This is a genomic window from Vicinamibacteria bacterium (assembly GCA_035620555.1).
Classification (GTDB): domain Bacteria; phylum Acidobacteriota; class Vicinamibacteria; order Marinacidobacterales; family SMYC01; genus DASPGQ01.
This window is the reverse complement of sequence record DASPGQ010000031.1, coordinates 1-12,581: the sequence shown is the minus strand read 5'-3', so window position 1 is coordinate 12,581 and position 12,581 is coordinate 1. Positions and strand designations below refer to the sequence as shown.

The window sequence follows — 12,581 nt, the reverse complement described above, 5'->3', positions numbered from 1 at the left end:
ACGCCGTTCCTCTCTCGCTCACGGAACTCAATGGGGCCACTCAAAAAGATGCCGCCGAACGGATGGGCCTGACTCTGTCAGCGATGAAGTCTCGGGTATCCCGCGGACGCCGCAAGCTCAAAGAGCTCTTACTCGAGTGTTGTCATATCGAGCTGGACCGGCGACGAGGGATCGCCGATTTCGAGTCGCGGAATACACCTTCCTGCGCGTGCACAGATCAGAAGCGAACCTGACCCGTCGTATCTTCTGACCCAGGCTACGGAAGCCCCACGCGGCGGATCAGGTCCGCGAAGCGGGGGTCGTCGCGAATCTCGTCGAACCAGTACCAGTCGGTGCCGAGGAACAGCAGGAACGGGTTGTGCTCCTCGAACCCCATCTCGAGCAGCTCGAAAGTCCGGTCCTTGTCGCCGAGCGTTCCGTAGATCAAACCCGTCTGGACTGAGACGCTGTAGCGCTGCCGGGCCGCGCGATCGTTGAGCTCGGCGATCGTCGCGAGCGCTTTGTCCCTCTCTCCGGCCCGGCCGTAGGCGCAACCCAGGTCCATCAGCGTCAGCGAGATTCCACCTGAGTGCGCGTTGGCCCGCTCGAGCTCGGAGATCGCCTCGGGCAGCTTGCCCTCGAGCAGGTAGGCGAGACCCCGGGCCGTGAACAGGACCCAGTGGTCGGCGTTCACTTCCGCCGTTTGCCGGCGCCGCTCGAGCAGCTCGTCGCGCCGCCTCGTCGCGGCCAGGAAGTACAGCTCGTGCCCGCGAACCAGCATGTCGAGCGGCGCGAGCTCGACGGCACGCCGGCTCTCCTCGAGCCCTTTCTCCATGTCCCCCATGGTCATCCAGTAGTGCGCGAGCCAGTGGTGCGTGGGCGCGTACTCCGGGTCGAGCTCCAGCGCCCGGTCGAGCGAGCGCTTCGCCGCCGGAAAGTCCCAGTCGTAGAACAGGACGGCGTGGCCAAGTGCCGCGTGTGCCGCGGCCAGACGGTCGTCCAGCTCCAGCGCTCGCGTGGCCTCGGCCTTGACCATCGGCCAGATCACCTGCGGTGGGGCCATGGCCATGTAGCCGATGGTCGAGTAGATGTTCGCGAGGCCGACGCGGGGCAGCGCGTAGGCCGGGTCCGCCTCAATGGCGCGCTTAAAGTAGTCCTCGGCGTTCTTGAGGCCGACGGGGTCGACATGATTCCAGTGGTAGAGGCCCTTGAGGTAGAGGTCGTAGGCCTCCGCACTCCTCGTCTCGCCCCCGGTCAACTCGCGTCTCTCGTCCCCGCTGAGCTTCACGCGCAATTGGTTCGCGATCTCGCTGGCGATCGAGGCCTGGACCGCGAGCAGGTCGTTCACGCTGCGGTCGTAACCCTCGCCCCAGATCTGAGTGCCCTCGGCGACGTCGACGAGCTCGGCGCCGATGACCAGCGTGTCGCCCCGGAGCAACACCCGTCCCGTCAGCACCGCCCCGACCCCAAGCTCCCGACCCGCCTGCCGCGGGTCGACGTCGGCACCCTTGAAGCGGAAGCTCGTCGAGCGGGCCATCACCTTCAGGCTCGACAGCCGGGCGAGCCGGTTGATCAGGCTCTCGGCCACGCCGTCGGCGAGGTACTCGACGTCGGGATCGCCACCCGTGTTCTCGAAAGGCAACACGGCCACCGAGGTGACGGCTTCTGGCACGAGCGGACGCGGGTCGACTCGAGCGCCGTAGAAGTAGGCGCCCACCGCAGACACCACCACGGCCAGTCCCGCCAAGAGCGCTCGCTTGTGACGGAGCGTCCAGCTCCCGGGCGTCGACCCGGCACCGGACGCCAGCATAGGTAGCGGCTGGGACGAGGCGGATTCGAGAGCGAGGGCCAGGTCGTGAGTCGACTGGAACCTCCGGCTGGGGTTCTTGTCGAGGCACAGTTCCACGATGCTGGCAAGCCCCGGCGAGCTGGAAGCGTCGGAGAGCGTGGGGGCGTCCTCCTTGAGGATCGCGTTCATCGTCTCCACCGCGGTGTCGCGCCGGAACGCGCGCTCCCCCGAAAGCATCTCGAACAGCACCGCCCCGAACGAGAAGAGGTCGGAGCGATGGTCGACCTCGACGCCCCTCACCTGCTCGGGCGACATGTAGCCCACTGTTCCGAGCACCGTTCCCGACGCCGTAACGGTCTGCTCCTCGCTCGGGTCGGAGTCCTCCGGACGCGTGAGTTTGGCCAGTCCGAAGTCGAGGATCTTGACGCGCTCGTCCTTCGTGACGAAGACGTTCTCCGGCTTCAGGTCGCGGTGGACGATACTCTTGTCGTGCGCCGCCGACAAGCCGTGCACGATCTGTAACGCGTAGTCGAGCGCCCGACTCGCCGGCAGCGCCCCGCCCTCGAGGCGCGCCCGCAAGGTATCGCCCTCGAGCAGCTCCGAAACGACGTACGGGGTGCTGTCGTGCGTACCGACGTCGTAGACGGCGAGAACGTTTGGGTGGTTGAGCGCGCCGGCGGCGCGCGCCTCCTGCGCGAAGCGGCGCAGGCGTCGCGATCCGCGATCTCGTCGGGCAGGACCTTGATCGCGACCTCGCGCCCGAGCCGCGGGTCGCGCGCCCGGTAAACCTCGCCCATCCCGCCCTTGCCGATGGTTGAGACGATTTCGTAGGGGCCGAGGCGAGTTCCCGCGGCGAGAGTCACGTCGAAAATCTACCAGTTCGCGAACTGGGGTTCAAGCTCACTGACAACGACATTCGGCCTAGATGCGACGGTCCGGCGAAAACGTACGCCAGACCCAGCTACGAACGCTCCGAACCGAACCCGAGATGATTTGCGAGTCCTTTTCATCATGCGGAGTCATCCACAGTCACTTTGTTCGCATCGCAGCCGGAACATCCCTCTGGGCTCAATGAGGGTTACAATGAGTTTTCATCCGATTTTCATCGAAGAGGGACTATGACCGCCGTTCGTGCAGGAGAAGGTCGCTTGGGGTCTCGGGTTCGAATGGCGGCGCTGGCCGTTCTCGCCCTGCTGTTCGCCGTTATCCCGTGGCGGCTCCATGCGGCGGTCGTTCCGGTCTCGAGTCCGGCCGAGCTCATCGCCGCCATCAACGCCGCGTCGCCGGGCGATACGATCACGCTTTCGGCAGGCACCTATTCGATTTCGCAGAACCTCTTGTGCGATACCCCCGGCACCGAGGCGGACCCGATCGTCGTCCGTGCCGCCACGCTCGGCCAGGCATTGATCGAGTTCGACGCGGTCGAAGGGTTCAAAGTCTCCGCCCCCCATTGGCGCTTCGAGAATCTCGAGATCGAGGGCGTTTGCAGTACCCACGACGCGTGCGAGCACGCGTTTCACGTGTTCGGGGCCGCCGATTTCACCCACATTCGCGAAAACCGCATTCGCGAGTACAACGCGATGATCAAGGTCAACGGAGTCGATCCCGGAGGCGGGATGCAGTTTCCCGACGACGTCGTCATCGAGTTCAACCACCTCTACAATACGACCGTTCGCAACACCGCAAACCCCGTGACGCCGATCGATGTCGTCGGTGGACGGCGCTACGTCGTGCGGGGGAACACCATCCACGACTTCGGGAAGGGTCTCGGGAACACGATCTCTTACGCCGCCTTCTTGAAGGGAAACTCGAAGGACGGTCGATTCGAGCGGAACCTCGTCATTTGCGAGCTGAACCACACGGACGGGATTCGCCTCGGTCTTTCCTTCGGAGGCGGCGGCACGGCTCCGGACTCGGTGTGCGAGGAGAGCACCTGTACTCCCGAGCACAGCAACGGCATCATGCGAAACAACCTCATCGTCGAGTGTCCCGACGATGTCGGCATCTATTTGAACGAGGCGACGAACACGCGTATCTACAACAACACGCTCTATCGCACGACGGGGATCGACGTGCGTTTTCTCGCGAGCTCGGCCGACGTAAGCAACAACCTCTTATCCGGCGCCATCCGCAATCGGGACGGAGGATCTTCGAACCAGACCGCGAACCTGGTGAACGTCACCGATCCACAGTTTGCCGCCTGGTTCGACAATCCCGGGGCTGCCGATTTCGACCTCGTCGACGGGACCACATTCGTGGATCAGGGAACATTTCTCTCCGACGTCTACGACGACTATTGCCGGAACCTTCGCGACGACGGCTTCACCGATATCGGCGCTCTCGAGTACGATGGGGACGGGCCGTGCGACTCCTCAATGGCCGGGGGCGTCGGAGTCGCAGGCGATACTCTGAAGCGTCTCCTCGTCACCAAGACCGGCGCCGGGGCCGGAACGGTCGAAAGTCAGCCGATGGGGATCGACTGCGGAGCGGACTGTGTCGAGGACTTTGTTGATGGCTCGGTGGTTTCCCTGAGCTTGGTTCCAGACGGCGGATCGGAGCTGGCCAGCGTCGGCGGAGACACGGACTGTTCCGACTCCATCCTGAGGATGACGTCCGACCGGTCCTGTATCGTCGACTTCGACCTGTGCGCCATTCCGCTCGTCACGATCATGAACGAAACCCTGGCAAACGAGATGCGAGAGGCATGCGACGAGATGTTCGTCGGCCCCATGGTGACGATCTCCGGAGAGGTAACGCTGCGCGCCGGATCGCTCGTCACCCTTGGTGACGCCTTCGTCGTCGAGTCGGGAGCGTCGCTCACGATCGCGATCGGCCCGCCGTGATCGGACCGGTCTTCTACACCTCGTGTCCCGGTCTACGCCACCTCCGGTTCGTCGTTGCCGATGATCCGAGCGCCATCGTACCATCGCGAGTTGTGCAGGCCGGCCGTAGACTCGCTCACTACGAGATCCTGGAGCCCATCGGCAAAGGCGCGATGGGAGAGGTTTATCGCGCCAGAGATTCGAAGCTCGGGCGCGACGTCGCTATCAAAGTCCTTGCCCGGGAGTTCGTCCGCGACCCCGAACGGTTGAGCCGCTTCGAGCGCGAGGCCAAGCTTCTGGCGCAGCTCAATCACTCCAATATTGCCACGCTGCATGGTCTCGAGGAGTCGAGCGGCCAGCCGGTTCTCGTAATGGAGCTGGTGGAAGGCGAGAGCCTCGACGAGCGCATCGCCAAGGGTCCCCTCGAAGTCGGTGAGGCGGTCGCGCTCGCGATCCAGGTTGCGGAGGGACTGGAGGCCGCCCACGACAAAGGCATCGTTCACCGGGATTTGAAGCCAGCCAACATCAAGCTGACGCCCGAGGGCCGGATCAAGGTTCTCGATTTCGGTCTCGCCAAAGCGTTCGGAAACGAAGGGCTTGCTGTCGATGGGTCGCAATCCCCGACCATCGCCCGTGGCGAGACGAGCGCAGGCATGATCCTCGGCACGGCTTCCTACATGAGTCCCGAGCAGGCTCGCGGCCAGAGCGTCGACAAGCGCACCGACATCTGGGCTTTTGGTTGTGTTCTCTTCGAGATGTTGACGGGCCGTAAGGCATTCCCGGGCGATAGCGTCGCGGACATCCTGGCCGCGGTAGTCAAGACCGAGCCGGACTGGGAGTCGCTGCCGAAGCAGACGCCGAGGAAGATCCGAGAGCTCCTCCGACGCTGTCTTCGAAGAGAGGCCGCGCGCCGGCTGCGGGACATCGGTGATGCCCGCCTCGAGATGGAAGAAGCCCTGGCGGAGCCCTTCGAGAAGGTTCCCGTCGTCGAGAGGCGGGGCGCCTTGGGTGTGCGATGGCTCGCGGCCGCGGTAACGACCGCGCTCGTGTCGATCGGTCTTCTCGTTTGGAACGTCACCCGGTCGGAGCCGAGGCCGGTGACTCGCTCGATCATCCCTCTCGAACCGGGCGTCGAACTCTGGGATGCCACCGCGCCCGCGGTGGCCCTCTCTCGAGATGGACGATCCTTGGCCTATGTTGGCCGCAAAGAGGGCTCGAGCCGGATCTACTTTCGGGGACTGGATGAGTTGGCAGCGCGAGTCATCGAGGGAACGGACAGGGGTGGAGGCCCGTTCTTCTCATCGGACGGCCAGTGGTTGGGCTATTCCGTCGATGACGAATGGATCATGAAGGTGTCGCTTGGTGGCGGAGCACCGGTAAAGGTGGTCCAAGGTGGCTGGAAGAGTGGAAGCTGGGGGCCCGACGGCTCCATCGTCTTCTTCCACCGGGAGAACTTTGGGCTCACGCGAATTCACGAGACCGGCGGCCCCTCCGAAGTTCTCACGACGCCGCCTCGGGAGAAGCTCGAGTCCATGCACAAATTTCCTCAGGTTCTACCAGGAGGCAAGGTGGTTCTGTTCACGCTCGGCCGCGCGGATATTCTCTCCTTCGACGAGGCCTCCATCGCCGTCCTCGATCTCGACAGCCGGGAATACAAAGTCGTCCTCGAAGGAGGGACCTGCGCGCGCTACAGCCCCACGGGGCACCTGGTCTACGCGCGGGGGTTCAAGCTCTTCGCGGTGCCCTTCGATCTCGGTGCGCTCGAAGTGAGAGGCAGTCCCGTTCCCGTCGTCGAAGGCGTGAACATGTCGCCCACTGGGGGAAAAGCCGACTTCGACGTGTCAGGAGACGGGACGCTCCTCTACGCACCCGGCCAGGCACCGACCGCGTTCCCCCGGGTCTTCTGGGTCGACCGCGAAGGTCATCGTGAGCTCCTGATCGATGAACCCCGGTCGTTCGGCGACGTCCGGATTTCTCCCGACGGTCGCTACTTGGCCCTCGTCATGAGCGGCGCCAACGTGAGTACCTGGGTGTACGACATCCAACGCGGGACATTGGGACGGCTCACGCGCGAGTTCGACAATCTGTCGCCCGCATTCTCGCCCGATGGCAGCCGGTTGGCGTTCACATCGAACCGTGGCGGCACGTTCAATATCTTCGCGCAGGTATCCGACGGCAGCATCGAAGCCGAGCGGTTGACGACGAGCGAGCACATTCACGGAGGGCCCGCATTTTCGCCGGATGGAAAGAGCCTGATCTACCAGGAGTACCATCCGGAGACTGGAATCGACCTATGGGTGTTGACGCCAGGCGGTAGCTCGGCACCGGAGCCTTTCGTCCAAACGAAGGCCAGCGAGCGGTTCACCATGTTCTCTCCCAACGGGCGCTGGGTCGCGTACGAATCCGATGAGACCGGTCGCTACGAAGTCTACATACGATCTTTTGGCGGTCCTTCGCGCAAGTGGCAAGTCTCGACCGGCGGGGGGGAAGGCGCTCTTTGGGGACAGGACGGGCGTGAGATCTTCTACTTTCACGAGGACAAATTGATGGTGGTCGACATCGCGAATGCGGACGGCAATGAGCTGGAGCTCGGACAACCGCGCACTCTTTTGGATATAGGCGCGTACGAATTCTATGACCTGGCGCCCGACGGCCGTTTCGTAATGGTAGAGAAACAGCCTGAGCGAGAGACCTCACCGACCGAGCTCGTGCTCGTCCAGAACTGGGGCGAAGAGCTGAAGCGACTGGTTCCCAGCAACTAGAGCTCAAGGCAGCGTTCGAGCGTCGGCGACCTCAAGTCACAGAAAGCCCTTACAGCGTTGGAGCAATGTAACAATAGCAAGTGCAGGTGTCGCCTCGGCTCAGCGACGTGCGTGATGACGCGTGCAAGAACTCGAGAGCAGCGACACGGTGCTAGTCTGGCTTGAAGCGAACAATCGGATAGTCGGGGTCGAGTGGTTCATCTTTGGCAGCCAGTTCCTCGAACTTCCGAACGATATCGTCGAAGGTCATGCGATCATAGTGGGCTCGTGGCCAGGTGATCATTCCGTTGAAACGGCGGCCTTCTTCTATCCATCTGTGGGCGACGACTACCGAGGGCTGGTCGTTCGTCACGAAAACGCGACCGAGCTCGGAGGCTTTCTCGAAGTGCTCGAAATCCAGAGCAGCCTCAGGGAGTGTATCGACGCCTCGGACAACGTCCCAGCCAGCTCGTCGGAGAGCTTTCACAAGGTCGCCACGGACGTCGTTGTCGGTATAGAGGGGAAATCGACCAGCCACGCTAACGCGGGGTCGAGGCTCGGCGTTTGCTGAGAAACTCGGCCCTATCGCGCTCGAATCTTTCTTCCGACGCTTCGTCTTCCGCGACATACGCGTCGATTTCTGCCCGGTTGTCGTGATAGTAGGTGAGCGCCGCGTAGACCTGTGCCTGGCTCAAGTCAGGGTACTGCTCGAGCATTTGCTCAGTGGTGTAGCCCCTTTTCTCCAGGAAGACGATGTCGAGCACGCGCACCCTCGTCCCATCGATGCAAGGCCGACCGGCACATATGCCCTCGACCTTCCGGATGTGGGGGTACACGTAGCCACGCTTCTTGTCCCAGGTTTCCATCGTCGTGGCCATGACTTCTTTTATTCTAGCTTAGCTTTTGGCTCCTTGCTTCCGAGCAGTCCTTGCTCGTTCCGTGACGTCTCATCCCTGGTCGACGTCGCGAACGCAGACGATAATGACGTGTTCCCACCGGAACTCATCACCGCAAGCGTTCTAGCTCTCGCGACCAGTTCAGAACGAGGTTCAGCCGTGTCGGGAGAACTTCTTCTTTGGCTTCGGCCACAACGAACCGCTCGGAATCCGGCATGACATCGTAGGCGACGACGTCGGTGGTCCGCTCGAACAGCAACTCAGGTTCTCCGAGCACGAGCTCTCCCGAGAGGTCGGTCTCGACGACGAGAAACTGTTGGCCGTTGCGATAGAAGAGCTCGCGGCCGTCGGCGCCCCACGCGGCATCGTGGCCTCCGTTGGTCGAGACTTGCCACTTCTCGCCGCCATCCGGGAACGAGCGCACGTGAATCTCGGGCCGACCCGATTCGTCTGATTCGTACGCGACGAAACGACCGTCGGGAGAGAATGCAGGGTGCCGCTCCACGAAGGGCGACTGCAGGAACGGTCGCGTCGTTCCATCCGCCGAGAGCAACCACAGGTCCCAATTCGTCTGGTAATGCTGCTCCTCGAACGCGAGCGTCGCGCCGTCGGGGGACCACGAGCCCGCCTGTTGCGGCTGATCGCTTTCGGTGAGGCGCTCGGCATCGTCACTCCCGTCGGCACGCTGCGAGAACAAATTCTTCTGGCCGCCGCGATTTGAAGTGAACGTCACGCGCTTCGCGTCAATGCTCCAAATGGGGTACTGGTTGTCGTAGCCGTAGGCGAGCCGCGTCATCGTGGTGCGCGATAGGTCGTAAGTCCACAGTGCCTGGTTCGCACCTCCGATCTCGAGCGCGAGCTGCCGCCCATCAGGCGACAAACGAACGTTCTGAAACGCGCCTACGGTCTCGATGAGAGGTTCCTCACGCCCTTGACGATCGATCGATACCACTCGGCTGTGTTGTTCCCACGAGCTCCCGGCGGCGTAGATGAGAGAGCCTTCTCGAGAAAGCGCGAATTCTGCGGTCCCGGAAACGGGGCTCGTGATGACGCCTCGAAGAGCGCGCTCCGGGGCACCGGTCACCTCGAGGGTATCGAGATCGAACGGTACTGAAAAAAGATCACCCGCTCGCGCGTAGACGAGGTGCCCGGTAGGGCTATAGCGGGGGTGCATGCCTCTCTCTAGAACTACGCGGTACTCACCCGTGTCGAGGGAGAGGACCGCAATCGACGCGTCATCCCAGGAGGCGATGTCGCCCGTTCCCAGCGTGAACAACACCGCCTCGTCGCCCGGCAGCATTTCGGGGAACCGGTGCGACTTCTCTCCACGCCCTCGGTCGGGCTCGGTTAGGATCTCGACCGCACCGTCCGCGGCAACGCGGGAAAGTCCCATCGTTTTGTCGGGCGCGAACACGATCGTGCCGTCGGCGGCGAAGCTCGCCCCAAGGACGGTGCCGGTCTCGGCGATCGTCACCGGCGCCCCGCCGCTGACCGAGACCTTCACGAGCTTTCGATCCGCCGACGAGTAGAACCCCACCCAGCGGCCGTCTGGTGAGAAGAAAGGCGCTCCAATTTCTTCGGTCCCGCTCACGAGCTTCCCTCGCTCCTCGTCCATCGAACGCAGATAGAGGTTCGACTCTCCAGCGACATAGGCGACATATCGCCCGTCCGGAGAAATCGCAACCGACGGAAGCTCGGTGTGTCGTGCGAGAACCTCCGCGGGATCCAGCGGTACGACCACGCGCGTGATGCGACCGGGACTTGCGCCCGAGTGCATGAGGGTCCAGACGAACAGGCTGAGCGCAACGACCGTCACGAGCGCGGGCACCACGAGAGCGAGCGGGAGCGGGCGGCGCACCGGCGCTTTCTCCGATGCGAGCGGCTCGTTCCATGCGTCGTCGATCTCGATGCGGGCGTCACCGATATCCCGCAATCGCGTGAAAGCGTCTTTTCGCAGACACCGGCGGAGCATGTCTTTCACCCGGATAGGCGTTGGTAACGGCAACGCGTTCCAGTCGGGCTCCTCTCCGACGACCGCGGCAAAGATGTCGGGAACTGCTTCGGCGGGAAACGCTCGGTGGCCGGTGAGCATCTCGTAGACGACGCAGCCGAAAGCCCAGATGTCGGTGCGGGTGTCGACGAATTGTGCGCGCGCTTGCTCGGGGCTCATGTAGGCCGCCGTTCCGAGAATCGTGCCGGCGCGGGTCCCGGTGCTCGCCGACGCGTCGATCGGATCGTCATCGAGCGCTTTCGCCAGTCCGAAGTCCAGAACCTTCACCTGGCCGTCGGGCGTGATCTTGATGTTGGCGGGCTTCAGATCCCGATGGATGACTCCACGCATGTGGGCCGATTCGAGCGCTTCGGCAATCTGCTTCGCGAGCGCGAGCGCCTCGTCCACCGCGAGCGGGCCTTTTTCGATTCTCTCTTCGAGCGTCTCCCCTTCCACGAGCTCCATTACCAGATAGCGTGTTTCACCGTAACGTTCGAGCCCGTGGAGGGTGGCGATGCCGCGATGGTTCAACGAAGCGAGCAACCGGGCTTCGCGCTCGAAACGCTCGAGACGCTCACCGACTCGGGCGAACTCTTTCGGAAGGACTTTGATGGCCACATCCCGTTCGAGCTTCGTGTCTCGGGCGCGATACACGTCTCCCATGGCGCCGGCACCGATGGCGGAGACGATCTCGTACGCGTCGAGCGAGGTTCCGGTAGCGAGAGCGTCACCGCCACGTGCACTCGAAAGGGTCGTGGTTTCGAGATAGCTGTCTTTTTCGAACGCAAGAAGAGATTCGACTTCTTTCCGGACGGACGGGTCGGGACAGGCTCTTTCGAGGAAACCGGCGCGCCCCTCGGGCGGGAGCTCCAGGGCCGCTGCGGCGAGCTCTTTGATCTCGGCCCACCGTTCGGGCGTCACGGACGCGTGTCTCCTTCGAGCTCCCGGCGAAGCCAAAGCCTTGCCACGTTCCAGTCGCGGGTCACGGTCGCGCGCGACGTGTCGAGAACGCTCGCCGTCTCCTCGACACTCAAGCCTCCGAAGTATCGGAGCTCGACGATGCGGCACTGCCGGGGATCGAGCGCCTCGAGCCGCTCGAGCGCTTCATGGAGCGCGAGGACGTCGACATCGACTGGCGCCACACCCCCGTGCGCCTCATCGAGCGTGACCCGGGCCGCCGCCGCGCCCCGTTTGGCGGCCCGGCGTTTGCGCGCATGATCGACCAGAATCCGCCGCATGACCTGTGCGGCAACGGCGAAGAAATGCGCCCTGTCCTGCCAGCCGACCTCGCGATAGCCAAACAAACGCACAAATGCTTCGTTCGTCAGCGCGGTGGGCTGAAGCGTGTGAGCGTGGCGCTCGTGCCGCAGATGATTGCGAGCCAGCCGATGAATCTCGCCGTAAACGATGGGAACGAGGTCGTCGAGCGCCTCGTCGCTCCCGCCTTTCCAGGCATGGAGAAGCTCGGTAACCCCTCGACCCTTCGAAGCTTCCACGGGCGCCCCTCACGCCATGAGTCGGCTCGAGCCCGTCTTGCGCCTATTCCACTAGGGGCCGGCCACGACTCGATGGCGCCTTCACTCTCGACGTACGAGGGCGATTCTAAGGCGGACGCGGTTCCAACCGCAAGGATCGTGGTCGGCCCCGGCCGGGAGAACACGAACGATGAAAATCGCACAAGCCCTTTTCTTGGCGTTAGTTGTCACCACCATCGAGAGCCTCGCCCAGACGTATCAGGGCGGTGTGCGCGGCGCTGTCCGGGACAGCACGGGAATCATCCCCGGGGTTGCCGTCACGCTCGTCGACGAGGGCACCAATGCGACCCGCACGACGCTCACCAATGACGTGGGCCAGTACTCGTTCCAGTCGGTACAGCCGGGAATCTACACCCTGCACGTAGAGCTCGCCGGATTTCGACCGTTCCAGCACACCGACATCGAGATCGGGGTCCAGCGATTCGTCGTGCTCGACGTCGAGCTCGTGATCGGCGACATCGAGGAATCGATCACCGTCACCGGTGAAGCTCCCTTGCTCGAGACCGCGACCGCCTCACGGAGCTCGTCCCTCGAAAGCGAAGAGATGAAGATCCTCCCGACGCCGGCACGAAATCCCTTCTTCCTCGCGATCACCACGCCCAACGTCGTCCCCACCGGGAACCCGGTGTTCCAGCGCATGCAGGATCAGAGCGCCAATGCCTCATTGTCAATCGCCGGCGGTCCGAACCGTGCCAACAACTACACCCTCGACGGCGTGGCGATCACGGACCTCACCAATCGAGCCGTGATCATCCCGAGCCTCGAGTCCGTGGAAGAGGTCAAAATCCAGGCGAACACCTATGACGCCGAGATGGGACGAACCGGCGGC

The 12,581-nt window shown here is 63.3% G+C and carries 9 protein-coding genes; 5 read left to right on the top strand and 4 right to left on the bottom strand.

Features of this window, described 5'->3' with window-relative positions; all coding sequences use genetic code 11:
* Nucleotides 1-233: sigma factor-like helix-turn-helix DNA-binding protein (locus tag VEK15_01165; protein ID HXV59273.1), on the top strand; the 233-nt coding region annotated here is incomplete at its 5' end.
* 23 nt (nucleotides 234-256) lie between these two features.
* On the opposite strand, the gene VEK15_01160 is transcribed toward VEK15_01165, so the two are convergent.
* On the bottom strand, nucleotides 257-2,476 hold the full coding sequence (locus VEK15_01160; GenBank protein ID HXV59272.1) for a protein kinase: 2,220 nt from the start codon (nucleotides 2,474-2,476) through the stop codon (nucleotides 257-259).
* A gap of 440 nt (nucleotides 2,477-2,916) precedes the next feature.
* Here VEK15_01160 and VEK15_01155 point away from each other — a divergent pair, with 440 nt between their 5' ends.
* From VEK15_01155 to VEK15_01145, 3 genes are all read left to right on the top strand, one after another.
* Nucleotides 2,917-4,611, top strand: a complete 1,695-nt coding sequence (locus VEK15_01155) for a chondroitinase-B domain-containing protein (protein ID HXV59271.1) — start codon at nucleotides 2,917-2,919, stop codon at nucleotides 4,609-4,611.
* A complete protein-coding gene (locus VEK15_01150) occupies nucleotides 4,608-7,352 on the top strand; it encodes a protein kinase (GenBank protein HXV59270.1) in 2,745 nt (914 codons plus the stop codon). The genes VEK15_01155 and VEK15_01150 overlap by 4 nt, the downstream gene beginning before the upstream one ends.
* A gap of 121 nt (nucleotides 7,353-7,473) precedes the next feature.
* The gene (locus VEK15_01145; protein ID HXV59269.1) at nucleotides 7,474-7,902 is read left to right on the top strand and encodes a hypothetical protein; all 429 of its coding nucleotides are present in this window, start codon (nucleotides 7,474-7,476) and stop codon (nucleotides 7,900-7,902) included.
* Here VEK15_01145 and VEK15_01140 read toward each other — a convergent pair.
* From VEK15_01140 to VEK15_01130, 3 genes are all read right to left on the bottom strand, one after another.
* The gene (locus VEK15_01140; GenBank protein ID HXV59268.1) at nucleotides 7,871-8,209 is read right to left on the bottom strand and encodes a DUF433 domain-containing protein; all 339 of its coding nucleotides are present in this window, start codon (nucleotides 8,207-8,209) and stop codon (nucleotides 7,871-7,873) included. The two genes, VEK15_01145 and VEK15_01140, sit on opposite strands and share 32 nt — an antisense overlap.
* Before the next feature lie 127 nt (nucleotides 8,210-8,336).
* Complete coding sequence (locus tag VEK15_01135) at nucleotides 8,337-11,138, bottom strand: protein kinase (GenBank protein HXV59267.1); 2,802 nt, start codon at nucleotides 11,136-11,138, stop codon at nucleotides 8,337-8,339.
* On the bottom strand, nucleotides 11,135-11,713 hold the full coding sequence (locus VEK15_01130; GenBank protein ID HXV59266.1) for an ECF-type sigma factor: 579 nt from the start codon (nucleotides 11,711-11,713) through the stop codon (nucleotides 11,135-11,137). Before VEK15_01130 ends, VEK15_01135 begins: the two co-directional genes overlap by 4 nt.
* A 169-nt stretch (nucleotides 11,714-11,882) precedes the next feature.
* Between VEK15_01130 and VEK15_01125 the strand changes: the two genes are divergently transcribed.
* The coding region (locus tag VEK15_01125; GenBank protein ID HXV59265.1) for a carboxypeptidase-like regulatory domain-containing protein at nucleotides 11,883-12,581 on the top strand (699 nt) is incomplete at its 3' end.